The organism is Dyella psychrodurans, assembly GCF_003363265.1.
Taxonomy (GTDB): Bacteria; Pseudomonadota; Gammaproteobacteria; order Xanthomonadales; family Rhodanobacteraceae; genus Dyella_B; species Dyella_B psychrodurans.
The window spans coordinates 100,713-121,369 of the sequence record NZ_QRBF01000005.1 but is presented as its reverse complement, the minus strand read 5'-3'; the positions used below and the strand labels follow the sequence as shown (position 1 = coordinate 121,369).

Sequence of the window (20,657 nt, the reverse complement as noted above, 5' to 3'; positions counted from 1 at the left end):
CGGCCTGTCCATTTGTCCGGCCAAGTGTCCGCGGACAGCGGCATCGCAAGCGACCATTTAGGCAAGTCATTGATCAGTCGTCAATAATTCGCGCTCCTCGCGCTGGCACGCAGATTGCTGAGAAGGGTGTGGGGCCGCACTGTCCGCGGCCAGGGACTTCACCATGATTCGTGATACTTCAGCGCAGGACCGACTGATCCAGGTCAAGCCGAGCCGCAAGAAGAAGCTGCTGTGGATAGGCGGCGGCGTGGCGGCCTTGATCGTGCTGGCGCTCGTCTTGCCCGGCATTGCGCGACTGTTCTCGGCCGACGCATCCGTCAGCGCCTCGCGCCTTGCCTTCGCCACCGTGGAGCGCGGCCCGTTCGTGCGCGATATCGCGGCGGAAGGCCAGGTGGTCGCGGCGGTCAGCCCCACGATGTATGCCACGTATGGCGGCGCGGTCACCTTGCAGGTGCATGCCGGCGACACGGTAAAGAAGGGCCAGGTCCTGGCCGTGATCGACAGCCCGGAGCTCGTCAACAAGCTCGCTCAGGAAGAATCCAACGCCGATGCGATGGAAGTGGATTACCTGCGCGCGCAGAACGATGCGCTCAAGCAAAAGTCGCAGATGCAGAAGGCGTATGACAACGCCAAGATCGACGACCAGACCGCCAAGCGCGATCTGGATCGCTATCAAAAAGCGTATACGCAGGGCGGTGTTCCGCAGATGGATGTCGACCGCGCCAAAGACGCGGTCGAAAAGGCCGATATCGCGCTGCAGCATGCTCAATCGGATCTCAACCTCAACAACAACACTGGCAACTTCGACATCCAGGCGAAGAAGCTCGCGCATGATCGTCAGGTCCTGTTGGTGCAGGATTTGAAGCGCCAGGTCGACAACCTCAATGTGCGCTCGCCGGTCGATGGTCAGGTCGGCCAGCTTTTCATCGCCGAACGCGCGACTGTCGCGAAGGACGCGCAACTGCTCAGCGTGATCGATCTGTCCGCGCTCGAGGTGGAAGTGAAGGTGCCGGAAAGTTTCGCGCGCGATCTCGCCATTGGCATGACGGGTGAGATCAGCGGCAACGACAACAACTGGAAGGGCATCGTCAGCGCCATCTCGCCTGAAGTCGTCAACGGCGAAGTCGCTGCGCGCGTGCGTTTCGATGGCAGCACACCCAAGCAGCTGCGCCAGAACCAGCGCCTTTCCGTGCGCATCCTGCTCGACCATCGCGAGAACGTGCTCACCGTGCAGCGCGGTTCGTTTGTCGACGAATCCGGCGGCAGCTACGCCTACGTCGTGCGCGACGGCATCGCCACCAAGACGCCCATCCGCGCCGGCGAAAGCAGCATCGACAAAGTGGAAATCCTCGATGGCCTGAAAGAAGGCGACAACATCGTGATCTCCGGTACCGACAACTTCAAAGGCGCGCAGCGTGTCGTGATCAGTCGCTGACAGTTACTCCCTCCTCTGTTCGCAGAGGAGGGCTGGGGTGGGGTGAGTCTTTACGACGAGCCTTCACCCCGTCCCAGCCTCCTTCAGCCAAGAGAAGGAGGGGCAAAACCCAACCGAAGGATAAAACTCATGCTGAAGATGACGCATCTCTCCAAGGTCTATCGCACCGAAGTGGTGGAAACCTACGCGCTCCGCGACTTCAACATCGACGTGAAAGAAGGCGAGTTCGTGGCCGTGACCGGTCCGTCCGGTTCGGGCAAGACCACCTTCCTCACCATCGCCGGCCTGCTGGAAACCTTCACGGGCGGCGAGTATCACCTCGATGGCATGGAAGTGAGCCAGCTCAATGACAATGCGCGCTCGAAGATCCGCAACGAAAAGATCGGCTTCATCTTCCAGGCCTTCAACCTGATTCCCGATCTGAATGTGTTCGACAACGTCGAAGTGCCGCTGCGCTATCGCGGCATGAAGACGCCCGAACGCAAGGAGCGCATCATGAATGCGCTGGAGCGCGTGGGCCTCGCTTCGCGCGCCAAGCATTATCCGGCCGAACTCTCCGGCGGTCAGCAGCAGCGCGTCGCCATTGCCCGTGCGCTTGCCGGCAGTCCGCGTTTGCTGCTCGCCGACGAACCGACCGGCAACCTGGATACGCAGATGGCGCGCGGCGTGCTGGAACTGCTGGAAGAAATCCACCGCGAAGGCGCCACCATCGTGATGGTGACGCACGATCCGGAACTGGCCGCACGCGCGCAGCGCAACGTGCACATCATCGACGGCCAGGTGGTGGATCTCGCGGAAGATCCGCGCTTCCACACCGCCTATACCGCAGCCGCCGGCCAAGTACGCGGCTGATCGAAGTCGATCCTCCCCTGCGGACAGGGGAGGGCTGGAAGCAGGAGCGCTCGCCCGCGCCGCAACGCGGGTGCGCGACATCCGGTCGTCAGACACGTCAACATCCATGGGATCTTCATGTTCAACTACTACCTACAACTCGGCTTGCACAGCTTGAAGCGCAACCCTGCGCTTACCGCGTTGATGGTCATGGCGATTGCTTTTGGCGTATCGGCGTCGATGGTGACGTATTCGGTGTTTCGCGCGGTGTCCGGCGATCCGATACCGGAAAAGTCGTCGCAGCTGTTCGTGCCGCTGATAGACAGCTGGGGGCCGCAACAAAATGACCATGGCGAGCCGCCGGGCGCTTTGAATTATGTCGACGCGATGGCGTTGATGCGGGCCCACCAGTCCTCGCGGATGACTTTGATCTACTCGCTGATGCTTTCCGCGCTGCCGCATGATGCCAACAGCGTTCCAAGCCAGGCGACGGGCTATGCGGTGACCGGCGATTTCTTCCCGATGTTCGACGTGCCGTTTTTGTATGGCAGCGCCTGGAGCAATGCCGACGACGACAGCCGCGCCGCGGATGTGGTGATCTCCGACTCTTTCAACCAGCGCATGTTCGGCGGTGCCAACAGCGTGGGGCGCGAAATCACCCTTTCCGGCCATGACTATCGCGTGGTGGGCATCACCGGGCATTGGAACCCGAGTCCGCGCTTCTACGCCGTGTGGGGCGAGAGCGGTTTTGGCGATCCGCCGGATTTCTTCCTGCTGCTCAATCGCGCGCTCGATCTGAAAATCGACAACACCGGTCGCAACAGCTGCCGCGGGCACCTGACATTCAGGAGCTGGGACGAGTGGCTGCAAAGCAACTGCATATGGCTGATGCCGTGGGTGGAACTCAATACGTCTGCCGACGTGGCGCGCTACCGGCAGTTTATCGAGGGCTATGCCGCCGATCAGCAGCGCGCCGGACGCTATGGCTGGGCCCCCAATGTGCGCCTGGACGACGTGCCGCAATGGCTGGAGAAGCAGCATGTGATACCGGAGGAAAGCCGCATCTCGCTGGTGGTGGCGCTTTGCTTCCTGGTGATCTGCCTGGTCAACACGATCGGCTTGCTGCTGGCGAAGTTCATGCGCCGGGCCGGAGAGATCGGCGTGCGCCGCGCGCTCGGCGCGACCCGGCATGAAATTTACTCGCAGTATCTGGTGGAGGCCGGTTCGGTCGGTCTGGCCGGAGGCATCGTGGGATTGCTGCTGACCGCGGCAGGCATGTCCGGCGTCGGGTTGTTGTTCGAACCGGAGATCGCGCGGCTGGCGCATCTGGATATTTCGCTGGTGGCACTGACCGTGGCGGTCGCCGTCGTCGCGACGGTGGTGGCGGCGGTCTATCCGGCGTGGCGTGCCGCGCAGGTACAGCCGGCCTGGCAGCTGAAATCGAATTGAGGCGGAGAAATGAGCATGCATATCCAACCCATTCTCGCCGCGCTCCGCAAACACAAGGCGGGCACCTTGCTGATCGCACTGCAGATCGCGTTGACGCTCGCGATCGTGTGCAACGCGCTGTTCATCATTCACCAGCGCCTCGCGCATATCGCCGAGCCCACCGGCGTCGATGAATCGAATGTCTTCGTGATCGAAAACATGTGGGGAGAGCAGTACAACAAGCAGCAGGCCGCGGCCAACGTAGAGCAGGATCTGGCCACGCTGCGCAACCTGCCGGCGGTGCAGGACGCCACGCAAAGCGACAGTTACCCGTTGTCGACCGTCGGCGGCAGCGACAATTTCATTACGCTCAAGGTCGACCAGGTCGAGCCCACCACCGATGCAACGGTCTATTCCGGCGACGAGCATTTCCTGCACACGCTCGGATTGAAGCTGATCGCCGGACGCGATTTCCGCGCCGACGAAGTCAAGGACGCGGGTCAGCGTGACGTGGTGGTGCCGCCGGTCACCATCATCAGCAAGGCCATGGCGGACAAGTTGTATCCGAACGGCGATGCGCTGGGCAAAAGCTTCTACTCCATGAGCAGCACGCCGGTGACGATCGTCGGTATCGTCGAAACGATGCAGCGCTCGCGTCTTGGCGCCTGGGCCATCCCGTATGCGGAACAGTCGATGGTATGGCCCATACGCGATGCATCGCCCCTGGGTGTGTTCTACATCGTGCGTGCCAAGCCGGGCCAGCTGGCAGCGGCGATGCAGGAGGCGCCCAAGGCGCTGTACGCGGCCAACCGCATGCGCATCATCAATCCCAAGGACGGCCTGATGAGCTTTGCGCAGGTGCGTCGACGCGCCTACGACAGCGATCGCGGCATGGCCATCCTGATGGGCATCATCTGCGTGGTGTTGTTGGCCATTACGGGCGCGGGCATCGTCGGACTCACCAGCTTCTGGGTGGGGCAGCGTCGCCGGCAGATCGGCGTGCGCCGCGCGCTCGGCGCAACGCATCGCGACATCCTGCATTACTTCCTTACCGAGAACCTGTTGATCAGCGTCGGCGGCATTGGGGTCGGCATCGTGCTGACCTTCGGCCTGAATCTGTGGCTGGTGACGCGCTTCGAACTGGGGATCATGCCGCTGACCTACGTGCTGAGCGGGGTGGTGTTGCTGATCGTGCTCGGCCAGGGCGCGGTATTCGCACCTGCATTGCGCGCTTCGCGCGTACCACCGGTGGAGGCGACGCGTCCGGCATGAACACGCAACGTTTCACATTGAGAGGGGAGTAAGGGCTGCATGCTCGCCTATTACCTGCGACTTGGTCTGCATAGCCTGCGGCGCAATCCGATCCTGACGGCTTTGATGGTGATGGCCGTCGGTTTCGGTGTGGCGTCGTCGATGACCACTTACGCGGTGTTCCGTGCCGTGTCGGGCAATCCGTTGCCCGACAAATCGACGCAGCTGTTCGCACCCCAGATCGACGTATGGGGGCCGGATAGTCGCGCGCGGGGACGAGATATTCCTGATGCGCTGACTTATAAAGATGCCACGGCCCTGATGCACGAACACAAGGCCGCGCGTCAGACGGCCATCTATCCGGTGGGCTTCACGCTGGTGCCGCGCGATGCTGCCCGGGAACCGTTCGCTGTCAGCGGCTATGCCGCCTACGCCGACTTTTTCCCAATGTTCGAGGTGCCTTTCCTCTATGGCAGCGGCTGGAACGCCGCGCAGGATGAGGCGCGCGCTACCGTGGTTGTTATCAGCAGCAAGCTCAATCAGCAATTGTTCGGCGGTGCGAATAGCGTCGGCCAGACGGTGCATCTGGATGACCATGATTACCAGGTGATCGGCGTGGCAGCGGATTGGAATCCGCGGCCTCGCTTCTACGATGTGAATAATTCCAGCGGATTTACCGATCCACCCGATTTCTTCCTGCCGTTCACCCGGGCGATCGACACGCAGACCGAAACGGCCGGCAACGACAACTGCTTTGGAAGCGGTGGGAGGAAGCCTGGGTTCGACGGATGGCTGCAATCGGAATGTGCATGGGTGTCCTATTGGGTTGAGCTGCCGGATGCGGCAGCCGTGCGCGCCTATCGCAGCTACCTGCTTGGCTATGCCGATGAACAGCGCCAGGCGGGACGTTTTCACTGGCCGTCATATGTAACGCTGCGCAATTTGACTGAATGGATGGATTACGAACGCGTCGTCCCGCCGGAGACGCGCATCTCACTCGTGCTATCGCTAGGTTTTCTTCTGGTTTGCCTTGTAAACACGGTCGGTCTGATGTTGGCCAAGTTCATGCGTCGCGCGGGGGAAATCGGTGTGCGCCGTGCGCTGGGTGCGTCGCGACGGGAAATATGGCTTCAGTATCTGGCCGAGGCGGCCATCGTAGGCGTAAGTGGCGGGCTGGCCGGTGTGATGCTCACCGGGTTGGGAGTGCTTGGCGTCGGCCTGGTGTTTGAGCCTGACATTGCCCGACTCGCACATATCAATCTTGGCCTGGTGGGGCTGACCTTGCTTTGCTCGCTGGTCGCGACACTGGGCGCCGCGTTCTATCCGACATGGCGGGCGTCGCGCGTGCAACCCGCGTGGCAGCTGAAATCCCATTGAGGCGATGACGATGCAGATCCGACCCATCCTCGCCACGCTCAAGCATCACAAGGCTGGTACCTTGCTGATTGCGTTGCAGATCGCGCTGACGTTGGCAATCGTCTGCAACGCTTTATTCATCATCCATCAGCGGCTGGCGCATCTTTCGCAACCGACCGGGCTGGACGAAAGCCATTTGCTCGTTATCCAGAATCAGTGGGCCAACAAACCTACGAAAGGCGACATATCGTCGTTGTTGGCGGATGATCTGGCGACGCTGCGCAAGGTTCCAGGCGTAGCCAATGCTTATGCAACCGATGGATATCCGTTGAGCAGCGGCGGTATTACGTACGGTATCGGCCATAGCCCGGACAAGCTGAATTTCGTCTCCAACACCGCGATTTACTTCGCGGACGAAAATGCGCTGCCCACACTTGGGCTCAAGCTTGTGGCAGGGCGTAACTTCCGATCCGACGAAATCGGCGAGATTGGCGGGCGCGACAAGATCGCGCCGCAGGTTCTCATCATTACCAGCGAGCTGGCCAGGCGTTTGTTCCCCGGCGAGTCGGCGGTCGGAAAGATGGCATATGTCAGCGACAAGCCGAGCATCATCATCGGCGTGGTCGAACGCATGCAGACGCCATATGTCGACAGCGCGATGGCGCAATGGTCCGATTGCTCGACGTTGATGCCGTTCCATCAGCTGGTCACGCCGACCAACTACGTGGTCCGCGCGCAGCCAGGTCAGTTGGACGATGTCGCCAAGCGCGTGCGCGCGGCGTTGTATGCGGCCAACCGTCTGCGGGTGATAAGCCCCGAAGATGGCGTGAAGACTTTCGCGCAGGTGCGCGCGCAGGCCTATAAGAGCGACCGCGGCATGGCCATCCTGATGGCGTCGATCAGCGTGATTCTTCTGGCGATCACCGCAGCAGGTATCGTCGGGCTTACCAGTTTCTGGGTCGGGCAGCGGCGCAAGCAAATTGGCGTGCGCCGTGCGTTGGGCGCGACGCGCCACGACATTCTCAGCTACTTCCTTACCGAAAACTTGCTGATCGGCGTGGGCGGCGTGCTGCTCGGCGGCGTACTCGCGTTGGGATTGAATCTTTGGCTGATGAAACAGTTTGAAATGGCTCGGCTGGCACCGGGGTATGTGCTGGCCGGGGTGGTGACGTTGCTGTTGCTGGGGCAGTGTGCCGTGCTGGCGCCTGCGCTGCGTGCATCCAACGTACCGCCTGTGGAAGCAACGCGATCAGTTTGAAGGACGAAGCTCTCGCGAGAGAGTCATCAACACAATGAGGGAGGCGCCCATGTTGGGGTATTACATTGATCTGGCGGTACGCAGTCTCAAGCGAAGTCCCGGACTTACGCTGTTGATGATACTCACGGTGGGGTTTGGCGTGGCTGCGTCCATGGTCACGTACTCCGTGTTTCGCGCGGTGTCGGGCGATCCCATTCCATGGAAGTCGTCGCAGCTTTACGTGCCGCAGATTGAAATGTGGGGGCCGAAAGGACACGGCGGTGCCGGGGACAACGGCGATCCGCCGGATGCGCTCGACTACACCGACGCCATCGCGCTGATGCGCGATCACCGCGCCAAGTACCAGTCGGCGATGTACATGATCACGCCGTCGGTCGTGCCGTCCGAGGCGGGCAAGCATCCCATCAATGTCATGGGGCATGCGGTCTTCAACGAGTTCTTCGCCATGACGGATGCGCCGTTCAAATACGGCAGCGGCTGGGGCGCGGCCGACGACGAGCAGCGCGCGGCCGTGGTGGTCATCAGCGAAAAGCTCGATCAGAAGCTGTTCGGCGGCGCCAACAGCGTGGGCAAGATCATCGATGTCGATGGCAAGGACTATCGCATCGTCGGCGTGCTGAACAAGTGGGCGCCCCAACCGCGCTTTTACGACGTGGTCAACACCGGCGGTTTCACCACCAACGCCGATGATTTGTTCATTCCGTTCATGCGTGCCATCGATGTGAGCATGGCCAACGACGGCAACACCAACTGTTCCGAAATACCCGCGCAGTCGGGCTTCAAGGGGCTGCAGCTTTCGTCGTGCATCTGGATCAGCTACATGGCCCAGTTGGACAGCACGGCCGATGCCAAGACCTATAAGGACTACCTGGACGGTTACGCCCGCGAGCAACAGCATTCCGGTCGCTTCGCCTGGGCGCCGAACAATCGCTTGCGCAATCTGCACGATTGGCTCGACGCGGAACATGTGGTTCCCACCGATACCGAGGTGTCGCTGCTGGTGGCCATCGGCCTGCTGGTGGTTTGCCTGGTGAATACGGCGGGCCTGCTGCTGGCGAAGTTCCTGCGCCGCAGTAACGAAATCGGTGTTCGCCGCGCCATCGGTGCGCCGCGCGCGGCGATCTATGCGCAATTCATGGTCGAGGCGGGAATCGTCGGCCTGAGCGGCGGCGTGCTCGGTCTTTTGTTGACCGGCATCGGCATTCATAGCGTGAGCTGGGTTCTGCCGAAGGACATCGCGAACCTTGCGCATCTGGACTTCGAGCTTCTGCTGCTGACGCTGGTGGTCGCCGTGGTGTCCACCATGCTCGCCGGCATCTACCCCACTTTCCGTGCCTCGCGCGTTCAGCCCGCCTGGCAGCTGAAGTCGAACTGAGGACAAGGACACGCTCATGAGCCTCCATCCCATTCTTGCAGCGCTACGCAAACACAAGGCCGGCGTCGTGCTGATTGCCTTGCAGATCGCCCTGACGCTGGCGATCGTGTGCAACGCGGTGTTCATCATCTACAGCCGCGTGGAGAAGGTGCACCGGCCGACGGGCATCGACGAAAGCAATCTGCTGCTGATCACCCAGCAATGGGTGGGGGCGCCGAGCATGGATACGCCGGCGGGCGTGCAGCAGCTCGACAGCATGCTCCGTCAGGATCTCGATACGCTCAGGCGTCAGCCGGATGTCACGTCGGTCACGTCGATCACCTCGTTGCCCTTGCTCAATTCGAGTTGGGTGGGAGGCGTTGCCGTGAAGCCTGGCGAGCAGACGCCGGGGAAGAACGATGTACACACCGCCATGTACTTCGGCGACGAGCAGATGATCGGAACGCTCGGACTGCAGATCGTTGAAGGACGCAATTTCAACGCATCCGAAATCGCCCACAAAGGCATGCGCGACCAGGGCGAGCCGCCGATTGTCATCGTGACCCAAGATTTGGCCAAACGGCTGTTCCCTGATGGCTCAGCGGTGGGGAAGGTGGTTTATTTCGATGGCAGCAGCACGCCCAGCACGATCATCGGCGTGGTCAGGCGCATGCAGACGCCGGCCGTCGGCTGGGGCGACAACTTCACCTGGTACTCGACCTTGATGCCGTTCCGGATCAATGCGACGTTCTCACGCTACGCCGTACGCACGCGGCCGGGTCAGCTGGACGCCGTGGCGCGCACTGCCGCCGCGGCGCTTTACAACGGCAATCCGTTGCGTGTGATCGATGAAGACGACGGCGTCAAGCGGTTCGGCGATATCCGCGGCGATGCTTACCGGGCGGACATCGGCATGGCGGTGCTGATGGGCGTGGTGTGCCTGATTCTGCTTGCGGTCACCGCAGCGGGAATCGTCGGCCTGACCAGTTTCTGGGTCGGACAGCGGCATCGCCAGATCGGCGTGCGGCGTGCGCTGGGCGCGCGCAAGATCGACATCTTGCATTACTTCCAGCTGGAGAACCTGATGATTGCCGGTGTCGGTGCGGTCGTCGGTGTTGTGATGGCGATCGGTTTGAATCGCCTGCTCATGAGCAAGTTCGAGATGCAGAGTTTGCCCGTGTACTACGTGCTTCTTGGCTTGCTCGTGGTAATGGTGCTTGGGCAAATTGCGGTATTCGTTCCTGCGCGTCGCGCTTCGAACGTGCCGCCAGTGGTGGCGACGAGATCGGTGTAACGCGAGCTTTTCTTTACATGGAAGTCTACCTTGGGAGGGGTGCAATGCTTGGTTACTATCTCGATCTTGCTGTGCGAAGTCTCAGGCGCAACAAGATTCTTACGGCACTGATGATCGTGACGCTTGCGCTCGGTATTGGCGCGTCGATCACCACGTTGACCGTGCTGAAGCTGCTGTCTGGCGATCCGCTGCCGGAGAAGAGCGCAAACCTTTTCTATGCGCGCGTGGATCCCAATCCGTTGGAAGGCTATGTCCCGGGGCAGACCAAGCCCGATAGCATCATGTCGTACACCGATGCCATGAACCTGATGCATGCGCATCGTGCGGTGCGGCAGGCTGCGATGGCGCTTATCGACGCGAAGATCGATACGCAGCATCCCAACGATCATCCTTATTTCGCGGATGGCGTGATGACGACGGCGGATTTTTTCGCGCTGTTCAATGCGCCATTTCAGTACGGAAGCGGCTGGACCGCCGATGACGACGAAAGCCGTGCAACGCTGGTCGTAATCGCCGATTTTCTCAACAACAAGATGTTCGGCGGTGCCAATAGCGTGGGCAAGACGATACGCATCGACGATCGCGACTTCCGTATCGTCGGCGTGCTGAAGCACTGGGCGCCGCAACCTCGCTTTTATGCCACGGACCTGGGCGGCCACGATTACGGCGACGGCGATGCGGTGTTCATGCCACTGAAGACTGCACGTTCCCTGGACAAGGGGCCGCAGGATACGGAGTGCTATGCGTCGGTCAGCGATCTCCAGCATCTGGAATCTGCGCCGTGCGAGTGGCTCGGCATGTGGGTGCAGTTGGACGACAGTACGGCGGTTGCCAACTACCGCATGTTCCTCGATGGCTACGCGAAGCAGCAAGTGGCGCTGGGACGCTTCAAGCGTTCGGAAACGTCGTTGCTGGACCTGATGAGCTGGCTAAGCGACCAACAGGTGGTGCCCAACGACGCCAAACTGCAAACCTATCTGGCGTTCGGCTTTTTGCTGATCTGCGTCGTCAACACGGTAGGTCTCCTGCTGGCGAAATGTTTGCGTCGTTCGCGCGAGATCGGCGTGCGCCGCGCATTGGGTGCCACCCGGCGCGACATCTTTACGCAGTTCATGGTTGAAGCGGCGATCGTCGGTGTCGCGGGTGGCGTACTGGGCCTAGTGCTGGCGGTACTTGGGCTATGGGGAGTCCGACACCAGCCCGCCCAGTACGCGAGCCTCGCGCACCTGGATGTCGAAATGTTCCTCGTCACATTTGCCGTGGCGCTTGTGGCCAGCCTCATCGCCGGACTATTGCCCGCCTGGCGCGCCTGTGTCGTGGCGCCAGCTCCTCAACTCAAGGCTGCCTGAGGTGATTATGGAAATTCGCCCGATTGTTTCCAGCCTCAAAAAGCACCGCATCCCGACGCTCTTGATCGTGCTGCAGATCGCACTGGCATGTGCCGTGCTTTGCAATGCCGTATTCATGATCAGCGGAAGAGTGAAGCAGATGCGACTTTCCAACGCCATGGACGAACAGGGGCTTGTTTCGGTGTCCTTGCAAGGCACCGATCCGAAGTTGATAGGCAGTGATACTCAGCGCAATCTCGCCGCGCTGCGTTCGATTGCCGGCGTACAAGCCGTGAGCGTTGTGCACACGCTTCCACTGACGAACAACAATTGGGGCTGGAGCTTCGGCATCACGCCCGATTCGTCTGTCACCGATCAGAAGAACACTAACGTCACCCTCTATTTCGTCGGTCAGGATTTCCAGAGCGCGATGGGTCTGCAACTGCGCGAGGGGCGGTATTTCAACGACAGCGAATATGTTGATAACGCGATCAACAATGCTGCATTGCCAAACACGCACGTCGTCATCATTACGGATGCCTTGAGCAAGCAACTCTGGCCAGGCCAATCGGCGCTGGGCAAGACGCTGTATTCCAAGCCGAACTATTACACCGTTGTTGGGGTGGTGGCTGATGTGTTGCGCCCCCGTTTGTGGACAAGCAACGAAAGCAAGTCCTACTACAACGCCTTCTTTCCCGTCGGCGCCGATGATGTGATGCGCAACTATGTGTTGCGCAGTACGCCTGCCGACCGCGATCGCGTCCTGCAGCAGGCCGTCGAGAAATTGCAGGCTACGAGTCCACAGGCGGTGGTGAAGGGCGCCACCTTCCAGTCCATTCGCGACAAGTACTACGCAGACACCAACAGCATGGTGTGGATTCTGGTCCTTGTGTGCGCGGTGATGTTGGCCGTGACGGCGTTCGGCATCGTGGGCCTCACCAGTTTCTGGGTCGGACAGCGTCGTCGGCAGATTGGCATCCGCCGGGCAGTCGGGGCGACGCGCGCCGACATTCTCAATTATTTCCGCACCGAGAACTTCCTGCTCAGTTCGGCAGGCGTGGTGCTCGGCATGGTGATGGCCTATGGCGTCAATCTCTACCTGATGAAGCAATACGAACTCGATCGCATGCCCTGGTACTACTTGCCGTTCGGTGCGCTCGCGTTGTGGTTGATCGGGCAGGTGGCGGTATCCGGCCCAGCCATGCGCGCAGCCGCTGTGCCACCGGTGGTAGCAACTCAGCCGACATAAGGAGCGCGTACTCATGTTCGCGTATTACTTTGACCTTGCTTTTCGCAGTCTCAAGCGCAACAAGGCTCTGACGGCGCTGATGGTGCTCGCCATTGCCTTGGGTATCGGCGCCTGCATGACCACGCTGACGGTGCTGCATGTGCTTTCGGGCGATCCGCTGCCGCAGCGCAGCGGTTCGCTCTACTACCCGCAGATCGATCCGCGCGACATGGTCGATTACGGACCAAACGTCGAGCCGCCGGAACAGTTGTCCTGGGTGGACGGCATGTACCTCCTGCACGCCAAGCGTGCGGCAAGACAAGCGCTGATGACGGGCGGCATGGTGCCGTTGCAGCCGACGCAATCGACTGTCGATCCGTTCCAGGCCGTCGCGCTTTATACGAGTTCCGATTTCTTTCCCATGTTCGGCGTGCCCTTCAAGTACGGCACGGGTTGGGTCGACACCGAAGACGAGGGCAAGGCTCGCGTCGCCGTCATCAGCGCGTCGCTCAACGACAAGTTGTTCGGTGGCAAGAACAGCGTCGGGCAGGTGCTGCGATTGCAGGAAACGGCCTTCCGCATCATCGGCGTGCTGGGCGACTGGCATCCCAATCCGCACTTTTACGAGTGGTACATGGGCAGCTACGCGAGCGACGAGGACGTCTATCTGCCGTTGACCACGGCACGCGACCTGAAGATGGAACACGACGGCTCCACCGATTGCTGGGGCAATTCCGGCGGCGACCCGGAGCACCTGGAAACGGTGAACTGCACGTGGCTGCAATTCTGGGTGCAGCTTGATACGCCGGCGAGCGTGGCCGATTACAAGAGTTTTCTCGAACATTATTCGCAGGACCAGCACACCGCCGGACGGTTCCTGCGTCCGCCGAATGTACGTTTGCGCAACCTGATGCAGTGGCTGGATTACCTGCAGGTAGTGCCGAGCGATACGCGCCTGCAGATGTGGCTTTCGCTTGGTTTCCTCGCGGTATGCCTGATCAATACCGTGGGCTTGATGCTCGCCAAATTCATGCGTCGCGCGAGCGAGCTGAGTGTGCGACGCGCGTTGGGCGCATCGCAGCGCGCATTGTTCGGGCAGTTGCTCATCGAATCGGGTGTCGTCGGCTTGCTGGGTGGCTTGGGTGGCTTGCTGTTGGCACTGTTCGGCCTGTGGCTGGTTCGCCAGCAGCCTGCCGACTACGCAGAACTGGCACGCATGGACATCGCCATGTTGTTGACGACGCTGATCATCGCCGTCGGCGCAAGTCTGATTGCCGGTCTTCTACCGGCGTGGCGTGCCTGCCACGTGGCGCCGGCATTGCAGCTCAAGGGGAACTGATATGGATATACGGCCCATTCTTTCCACGTTGCGCCGGCACAAGTTCACGGCCTGCCTGTTGATTGCGGAAATCGCGCTGACCTGCGCCATCGTCTGCAATGCGGTGTTCCTGATCGGCCAGCGTCTTGAGCGCATGGACATGACCACGGGCATCGCCGAGCATGAACTCGTCTACGTTCACATGGCCTATATCGGCATGCCTTCGGACGGCATGGCGCGCAGTGCCGCCGATGTGGCGGCGCTTCGGCAGATCACGGGCGTGAAATCGGTCACGATGATGAACCAGATTCCCTTTGGCGATTCATCGTCCAACATGGGCCTGCGCATCGATCAGACCCAGCAGAAGGACACCATCAACTCCGCGCAGTACTTTGGCGAAAACATGGTGCAGACCTATGGGTTGCAGGTTGTCGCCGGACGCGATTTTCAGCCCGAGGAATACCAGGATCTCGACAAGGTATTCGCGGGTCTGAGAAAAGGAGACCTCAACGCACTGCCGAAATCGGCCTTGGTCACCCAGGCCGTCGCCAATCGTCTTTGGCCCGGTCAGAGTCCGCTCGGCAAGCAGGTGTATGTGGGGCAGGGCATTCCACTGACTGTCGTTGGTGTCCTCAAGCAACTGGCGCGGCCGAATCAGTTTGAAAAGGGTGCCCAATACAGCGTGATCAATCCGATCCGCATCGCCATGTCGCAGGGAGCGATTTATGTGCTGCGCTGCGCGCCACAGGATCGCGACCAGGTGTTGAAGGAAGCACTGGCGAAACTGAAGGCGCTCGATCCCAATCGGATCGTTCTGAACAAGGGCACCGAGGACCAGCTGCGCCACAACTACTTCCGGAACGATCGCGCGATGGCCGGCATTCTCCTGGGCGTATGCATCGCACTCCTGGTCGTGACCGCGCTCGGTATCGTCGGCCTCGCAAGCTTCTGGGTGGCGCAGCGCAATCGCAGCATCGGCGTGCGCCGTGCGCTGGGTGCCACGCGCCGCAACATTCTCAGTTACTTCCAGACCGAGAACTTCCTGTTGACCACGATCGGTATCGCGCTCGGCATGGTGCTCGCGTACGGCATCAACCTGTTCCTGATCATGCACTACGAGTTGCCGCGGTTGCCGGCGATTTACTTCCCGATCGGAGCCGTCACGCTCTGGGCCATCGGACAGGCGGCTGTGCTTGGTCCTGCCTTGCGTGCCGCGGCTGTGCCACCGGTCGTGGCGACGCGATCGGTCTGAGCGGCGAAGGACGAAAGCATGATGGGTTACTACATGGATCTCGCGCTGCGCAGTCTCAGGCACAACAAGGTGCTGACGGCGCTGATGGTGCTGGCGATCGCCGTGGGTATCGGCGCAAGCATGACTACGTTGACGGTCATGCATTTGCTGTCGGGCAATCCGTTGCCCGGCAAGAGCGATTCGATTTTTTATGCGCAGATCGATGCGAATCCGCCGCTTTCGCCCAGTCATCACAACGAACCGCCGGACATGCTGGATTATCAGTCCGCCGTCGATTTGTGGAGCGCGCACAAGGCCGACCGGCAAACGCTGGTCGTGGAAAGTCCGGTAAAGATCGCAGCGCAGGATGTCCAGCAGCCTCCCTCGATGGGGATGCTGTTGTCGCCGACCGCGGATTTCTTCACCATGTTCAATGTGCCGTTTCAGTATGGCGGCCCGTGGAGCGCTGACGACGATACGCACCGAAGCCGCGTTGCCGTGATTTCGGCGGATCTCAACGACAAGCTCTATGGCGGTGCCAACAGCGTGGGGCGCGTGCTGCGCTTGCACGATGCGGACGTGCGCATCGTGGGCGTGCTGAAGCCCTGGCGTCCGACGCCGCAATTCTATTACGTGGTCGGGGGCCGCTTTTCGCACGGGCAGACAGCCGATTACTACGCCAAGCCGCAGGATGTCTTCACGCCGTTCTTTACCAGCTTGCAAATCAATGACGGCAACTTCGAACAATTCAATTGCTGGGAAGCACCGAAGGTGGCGGGGCACCTGGTGGGTGCCGGTTGCGTGTGGATCGGCCTTTGGGTGGAGCTGGGTTCCGCTGCGAAAGTTGCGTCGTATCGCAACTTTCTCGCCGACTATGCCGCGCAGCAGAAAGCGGCGGGCCGCATCGGGTATGCGGACAACACGCGACTGCGCAATCTGATGGATTGGCTTGCATTCAACCAGGTGGTGCCCAGCGATGTGCGTTTGCAAACCTGGCTCGCGTTGTCGTTTCTGTTGATCTGCCTGTGCAACACAGTCGGCCTTCTGCTGGTGAAGTTCCTGCGGCGCGGCGGTGAAATCGGCATACGCCGCGCGTTGGGTGCTTCGCGCAAACAGATATTCATGCAGTGCCTGTTCGAGGCGGGAGCCATCGGCGTGCTCGGAGGCACCTGCGGCTGGCTGCTTACGCTGCTTGGCCTGCAATGGGTGCGTGCGCAGCCGGTCGCCTATGCGGATCTGGCCCACATGGATCTGGTGATGTTTGGCTCGACGTTCCTGCTGGCTGTGCTGGTCAGCCTGCTGGCGGGGACGTTGCCGGCGCTGCATGCAAGCCGCATCGCGCCGGCCTTGCAACTGAAAACCCTGTGAGGTGCGCATCATGCAGATAGGCCCGATTCTGACCGCACTTCGCCGCCATCGAGTCGCGACGTTCCTGATCGCTCTGGAGATCGCGCTGGCTTGCGCGGTGCTGTGCAATGCCTGCTTTCTTATCGTCAATCGCATCGAGTCCATGCGCATCACGAGCGGCGTGGACGAAAAGGCGTTGGCCTACATCGCGGTGGATGGCTACGCTCCCGAGCACGCCGGTGACCTCAACGCCCGCATGGTGGCCGGTCTTTCGGCGCTGCCAGGAGTCAAAGCGGCAGGTGTCCTCAACACCGTGCCGTTCAGCCCGCGCCAATTCATCAACGGGGTCACTACCGATCCCGCCGGGCAGCATTACGACCATATCGCCAACATGTACAACGGCGACGCGGCGAGTCTGCGCATGCTGGGCGTGCGCCTGTTGGCCGGCCGCATGCCTACGCAGGACGACTACCGGCCCATCGAGAACAACTTCGAACCGAAGGAATCGATGGTGCTGGTGACCCGGTCATTGGCGGATGCCTTGTGGTCGCGCGAAGATCCGCTGGGCAAGGAATTCTGGTGTGTCGGCTTTCACTTTCGCGTGATCGGCATCATCGATCATCTGGCGATTCCGCAACCGGAAGGCCGCGGTGCCGGCACGGAGGAATTTTCCGTGTTCGTGCCCGTGAAGCCGGAAAACCAGCTCGCCGGTACCTATGTGATCCAGGCGGCGCCGCAGGATCTGCCGCGCGTTTTTCGCGAAGCCGTGTTGGCGATACCCAGGATCGCGCCCGAGGTGGTGTTCGATCATGAAGACAGCGGTCTCGTCAGCGATCTGCGCGAGCGCTATTTCCGCAGCGATCGCTCGATGATCGGAATTTTGTCGGGCGTGATTCTTGCGCTGATGCTGGTGACGGCACTCGGCATCGTCGGCCTGGCGAGTTTCTGGGTGCAGCAACGTCGCAGGCAGATCGGTATCCGCCGCGCCATCGGTGCCACGCGCGCGGACATCCTGCGCTATTTCCAGACCGAGAATTTCCTGATCGTGACCCTGGGCATCCTCATCGGCGTGCTGCTCGCCTATGCGCTCAACATCGTGCTGATGAAGGTGTACGAGGTCACTCATCTGCCCGTCGCGTATTTGTTGGCCAGCGCGATGGTGCTGTGGGCACTCGGTCAGCTCGCCGTGCTTGGCCCTGCGTTGCGCGCCGCGGCCGTGCCGCCGGTGGTGGCGACACGATCCGCGTGAGGGCAGGAACTATCAACATCAACAAGGAAAAAACAACATGAAGATGTCCCGAACACTGTGCCGCCTTGCGGCATGCGTAGCCATGGTTGCGATGGCACCATTGCATGCCGACGCGACGAAGCAGGACGATGCTTCCGCAAAGGCCAATCCGCCGACGATGACGCGAGCCGATGTCACCGCGATCATCGCCAACAGCCGCCGCATCGTGTCGCCGAACGGCATCGAGGCCTCGGTGAAGGTGCATATCAACGGTATCGACCAGTGGCTTTCCATTCGCGGCAGGGATCGCCGCAATCCGATTTTGCTGGTGCTGCATGGCGGTCCCGCATCGCCGAGCATGCCGACCGATTACACCTATCAGTCGCCGTGGGAGGATTACTTCACCGTGGTGCAGTGGGATCAGCGCGGCGCGGGCAAGACCTACGCGGCCAACACCGAGAAGCAGATGGCGCCGGGCATGACCATCGACGGCATGACCGACGATGCCGCGAAGGTCGTGCAGTACCTGCGCGAGCACTATGGCAAGCAGAAGATTTTCCTGATGGGGCATTCGTGGGGCACGGTGCTGGGCACGCGCCTGGCGCAAGCGCATCCGGAATGGTTCTACGCCTATATCGGCGTGGGGCAGGTGGTGAATGTGCGCCGCAATGAGGAAGTGGGATTCGACTTCGCCTTGCGTAGCGCGAAGGCGAGCGGCGATGCGCAAGCGATCAAGGAACTTGAGTCCATTGCGCCCTATCCGGGCACGGCGCCCCTGACGCTTCAGCGACTGGGCGTGCGCAGCAAGTGGGAGATGTCTTACGGCGGTCTCGCCTATGGCCGGAAGAACTATGCATTCGACTCCGATGCCGAGCAGCTGTCGCCCGATTACAGCCAGCAGGAACTGGATGCGATCGACAAGGGAAGCGTATTCACGATCCAGCATCTGATGGATTCCGTGACGGCGGTCGATTTCGACCATGTCACGCAGTTCGGTTGCCCGGTGATCCTCTTCGTCGGCGCGCACGACGAGACCACTTCCCATGAACTTGCCGAGCAATGGTTCGACAAGCTGCAGGCGCCTTCGAAGCACCTGGTGCTGTTCGCCGATTCTGCGCACATGGTGATGATGGAGCAGCCGGGCCGTTTCCTGGTGCATCTGGTGACCGATGCGCTGCCGTTGGCGCAGAAGATGAACGACGCAGCGCCTACGGAGGTAGCGCGGGGTCAATGATCGGGCTCCGGGCACGCGGCCGACTCTGAATAATGCCCCAGTGTTCTCGCGCAATCAGTGGGTTGCAGTACGGTACGTAGGCGGCGTGACCGATTTTCATATACGTGGGCCGGCGGTCATGGCAACCTTTTCGGCAGGAGCCGCATCTATGCCGGCATGTGTAGGAAACGAATGCGTACCGTACTGATCATCGACGACAACCCGGCCGTGGGTGAGGCTCTGTCGCTGCTGCTTTCGCTGCACGACGTGCGTCCCCTGTCCGCGCTGACGCCCGACGAAGGCCTGAAAATGCTGGAGCGGGAGTCCGTGGACGTGGTGATCCAGGACATGAACTTCACGGCGGACACCACATCCGGTGAAGAAGGCGTGGAGCTTTTCCGCGCCATCCGCCAGCGCCACACGGATTTGCCGTTGATCCTGCTCACGGCCTGGACGCATCTGGAAACGGCGGTGGAGCTGGTCAAGGCCGGCGCCGCCGACTATCTGGCCAAACCCTGGGACGACGCCAAATTGCTGGCAACGGTGGAGAACCTGCTCGAATTGTCCGAGTCCACCCGCGAAGTGAATCGCACGCGGCTGGAGCGTCGCAAGCGCCGTGAGGCGCTGCAGAGCAAGTACGACCTCGATGGCCTGGTATTCGCCTCCGAGGCCATGGCACGCACACTGGACCTGGCCTGCCAGGTCGCCCGCTCGGACGTGCCGGTGCTGATCACCGGCCCCAACGGCGCCGGCAAGGAGCGCATCGCGGCCATCGTGCATGCCAATTCGGCGGTCCGGAATGGCGCGTTCATCGCGGTCAATTGCGGCGCGTTGCCGGGCGAGCTGATCGAGGCCGAGCTGTTCGGCGCCGAAGCGGGCGCCTATACGGGTGCCAACAAGGCGCGCGAGGGGCGTTTCGAGCTGGCCGATGGCGGCACGCTGTTCCTGGACGAAATCGGCAACCTGCCGTTGCCGGGACAGATGAAGCTGCTGCGCGTGCTGGAAACGGGGCAGTTCGAACGACTGGGCTCCGGCCGTACACGCAAGGTGAAGGTGCGCGTGCTGAGCGCGACCAACGCGGACCTCAAGGCGATGATCCGCGCCGGCACGTTCCGCGAGGACCTGTATTACCGCCTCAACGTGATCGACGTGAACCTGCCGCCGCTTTCCGAGCGCATCGACGACATCCTGCCGCTGGCCGAGCATTTCCTGGCCGGACGTGCGCAGCTGAGCGATGCCGCGCGCGAAGCCCTGATGGGTTATGCGTGGCCTGGCAACGTGCGCGAGTTGAAGAACGCGATCGAGCGCGCGGCGCTGCTGGCGGGTTCCGGTCCGATCACGCCGGAGCAGCTCAATCTGCCGCAGATTGCCGGCGCCGTGGCGGTGCGGAATCTCGACGAGCCCAGCCGCGAGGTCGTGGAATCGGCACTGCAGAAGGCCGAAGGCGTGGTGAGTCGCGCGGCACAATCGCTGGGTCTCTCGCGTCAGGCGCTGTATCGGCGCATGGAGCGCTACGGGCTGATTTCCCAGACGTGACCTTCGGGCAGTAGTACATAC

General features: G+C 61.3%; 16 protein-coding genes. All 16 read left to right on the top strand.

Annotation, left to right across the window (positions count from 1 at the left end; all coding sequences use genetic code 11):
* Positions 1–163: 163 nt before the first annotated feature.
* The 16 genes from DWU99_RS13790 (at position 164) to DWU99_RS13715 (ending at position 20,636) form a co-directional block, all read left to right on the top strand.
* Entirely contained in the window at positions 164–1,435 is a 1,272-nt protein-coding gene (locus DWU99_RS13790) for an efflux RND transporter periplasmic adaptor subunit (RefSeq protein WP_115478650.1), read from the top strand.
* 129 nt (positions 1,436–1,564) lie between these two features.
* Positions 1,565–2,287, top strand: a complete 723-nt coding sequence (locus DWU99_RS13785) for an ABC transporter ATP-binding protein (protein ID WP_115478649.1) — start codon at positions 1,565–1,567, stop codon at positions 2,285–2,287.
* A 117-nt stretch (positions 2,288–2,404) separates the two neighbouring features.
* The gene (locus tag DWU99_RS13780) at positions 2,405–3,715 is read left to right on the top strand and encodes an ABC transporter permease (protein ID WP_115478648.1); all 1,311 of its coding nucleotides are present in this window, start codon (positions 2,405–2,407) and stop codon (positions 3,713–3,715) included.
* Between the two features lie 9 nt (positions 3,716–3,724).
* Positions 3,725–4,966: an ABC transporter permease gene (locus DWU99_RS13775; RefSeq protein WP_115478647.1), complete on the top strand. Its 1,242-nt coding sequence runs from the start codon at positions 3,725–3,727 to the stop codon at positions 4,964–4,966.
* Positions 4,967–5,005: 39 nt separating this feature from the next.
* A complete protein-coding gene (locus DWU99_RS13770; protein ID WP_115478646.1) occupies positions 5,006–6,322 on the top strand; it encodes an ABC transporter permease in 1,317 nt (438 codons plus the stop codon).
* 10 nt (positions 6,323–6,332) lie between these two features.
* Complete coding sequence (locus DWU99_RS13765) at positions 6,333–7,559, top strand: ABC transporter permease (protein ID WP_325048474.1); 1,227 nt, start codon at positions 6,333–6,335, stop codon at positions 7,557–7,559.
* A gap of 49 nt (positions 7,560–7,608) precedes the next feature.
* A complete protein-coding gene (locus DWU99_RS13760; protein WP_115478644.1) occupies positions 7,609–8,934 on the top strand; it encodes an ABC transporter permease in 1,326 nt (441 codons plus the stop codon).
* A 16-nt stretch (positions 8,935–8,950) separates the two neighbouring features.
* On the top strand, positions 8,951–10,207 hold the full coding sequence (locus tag DWU99_RS13755; RefSeq protein WP_115478643.1) for an ABC transporter permease: 1,257 nt from the start codon (positions 8,951–8,953) through the stop codon (positions 10,205–10,207).
* A gap of 44 nt (positions 10,208–10,251) precedes the next feature.
* Positions 10,252–11,556 carry an ABC transporter permease gene (locus tag DWU99_RS13750; protein WP_115478642.1) on the top strand — a complete coding sequence of 435 codons (1,305 nt, stop codon included), beginning with the start codon at positions 10,252–10,254 and terminating at the stop codon, positions 11,554–11,556.
* 7 nt (positions 11,557–11,563) lie between these two features.
* On the top strand, positions 11,564–12,784 hold the full coding sequence (locus tag DWU99_RS13745; protein WP_115478641.1) for an ABC transporter permease: 1,221 nt from the start codon (positions 11,564–11,566) through the stop codon (positions 12,782–12,784).
* Between the two features lie 13 nt (positions 12,785–12,797).
* The gene (locus tag DWU99_RS13740) at positions 12,798–14,102 is read left to right on the top strand and encodes an ABC transporter permease (protein ID WP_115478640.1); all 1,305 of its coding nucleotides are present in this window, start codon (positions 12,798–12,800) and stop codon (positions 14,100–14,102) included.
* 1 nt (position 14,103) lies between these two features.
* Positions 14,104–15,333 carry an ABC transporter permease gene (locus tag DWU99_RS13735; RefSeq protein ID WP_115478639.1) on the top strand — a complete coding sequence of 410 codons (1,230 nt, stop codon included), beginning with the start codon at positions 14,104–14,106 and terminating at the stop codon, positions 15,331–15,333.
* A gap of 18 nt (positions 15,334–15,351) precedes the next feature.
* Positions 15,352–16,680, top strand: coding sequence for an ABC transporter permease (locus tag DWU99_RS13730; RefSeq protein ID WP_115478638.1), 1,329 nt, complete (start codon positions 15,352–15,354; stop codon positions 16,678–16,680).
* Positions 16,681–16,690: 10 nt separating this feature from the next.
* Complete coding sequence (locus DWU99_RS13725) at positions 16,691–17,908, top strand: ABC transporter permease (RefSeq protein ID WP_115478893.1); 1,218 nt, start codon at positions 16,691–16,693, stop codon at positions 17,906–17,908.
* A gap of 37 nt (positions 17,909–17,945) precedes the next feature.
* Positions 17,946–19,121: an alpha/beta fold hydrolase gene (locus DWU99_RS13720; RefSeq protein ID WP_233511142.1), complete on the top strand. Its 1,176-nt coding sequence runs from the start codon at positions 17,946–17,948 to the stop codon at positions 19,119–19,121.
* A gap of 171 nt (positions 19,122–19,292) precedes the next feature.
* Complete coding sequence (locus DWU99_RS13715) at positions 19,293–20,636, top strand: sigma-54-dependent transcriptional regulator (RefSeq protein ID WP_115478637.1); 1,344 nt, start codon at positions 19,293–19,295, stop codon at positions 20,634–20,636.
* Positions 20,637–20,657: the final 21 nt, after the last annotated feature.

Coding starts and splice junctions, on each gene's coding strand:
- DWU99_RS13775 (WP_115478647.1), top strand. CDS start 3,725: ATGAGCATGCATATCCAACCCATTCTCGCCGCGCTCCGCAAACACAAG.
- DWU99_RS13760 (WP_115478644.1), top strand. CDS start 7,609: ATGTTGGGGTATTACATTGATCTGGCGGTACGCAGTCTCAAGCGAAGT.
- DWU99_RS13765 (WP_325048474.1), top strand. CDS start 6,333: ATGCAGATCCGACCCATCCTCGCCACGCTCAAGCATCACAAGGCTGGT.
- DWU99_RS13715 (WP_115478637.1), top strand. CDS start 19,293: ATGCGTACCGTACTGATCATCGACGACAACCCGGCCGTGGGTGAGGCT.
- DWU99_RS13735 (WP_115478639.1), top strand. CDS start 14,104: ATGGATATACGGCCCATTCTTTCCACGTTGCGCCGGCACAAGTTCACG.
- DWU99_RS13755 (WP_115478643.1), top strand. CDS start 8,951: ATGAGCCTCCATCCCATTCTTGCAGCGCTACGCAAACACAAGGCCGGC.
- DWU99_RS13740 (WP_115478640.1), top strand. CDS start 12,798: ATGTTCGCGTATTACTTTGACCTTGCTTTTCGCAGTCTCAAGCGCAAC.
- DWU99_RS13720 (WP_233511142.1), top strand. CDS start 17,946: ATGAAGATGTCCCGAACACTGTGCCGCCTTGCGGCATGCGTAGCCATG.
- DWU99_RS13745 (WP_115478641.1), top strand. CDS start 11,564: ATGGAAATTCGCCCGATTGTTTCCAGCCTCAAAAAGCACCGCATCCCG.
- DWU99_RS13780 (WP_115478648.1), top strand. CDS start 2,405: ATGTTCAACTACTACCTACAACTCGGCTTGCACAGCTTGAAGCGCAAC.
- DWU99_RS13790 (WP_115478650.1), top strand. CDS start 164: ATGATTCGTGATACTTCAGCGCAGGACCGACTGATCCAGGTCAAGCCG.
- DWU99_RS13725 (WP_115478893.1), top strand. CDS start 16,691: ATGCAGATAGGCCCGATTCTGACCGCACTTCGCCGCCATCGAGTCGCG.
- DWU99_RS13730 (WP_115478638.1), top strand. CDS start 15,352: ATGATGGGTTACTACATGGATCTCGCGCTGCGCAGTCTCAGGCACAAC.
- DWU99_RS13770 (WP_115478646.1), top strand. CDS start 5,006: ATGCTCGCCTATTACCTGCGACTTGGTCTGCATAGCCTGCGGCGCAAT.
- DWU99_RS13785 (WP_115478649.1), top strand. CDS start 1,565: ATGCTGAAGATGACGCATCTCTCCAAGGTCTATCGCACCGAAGTGGTG.
- DWU99_RS13750 (WP_115478642.1), top strand. CDS start 10,252: ATGCTTGGTTACTATCTCGATCTTGCTGTGCGAAGTCTCAGGCGCAAC.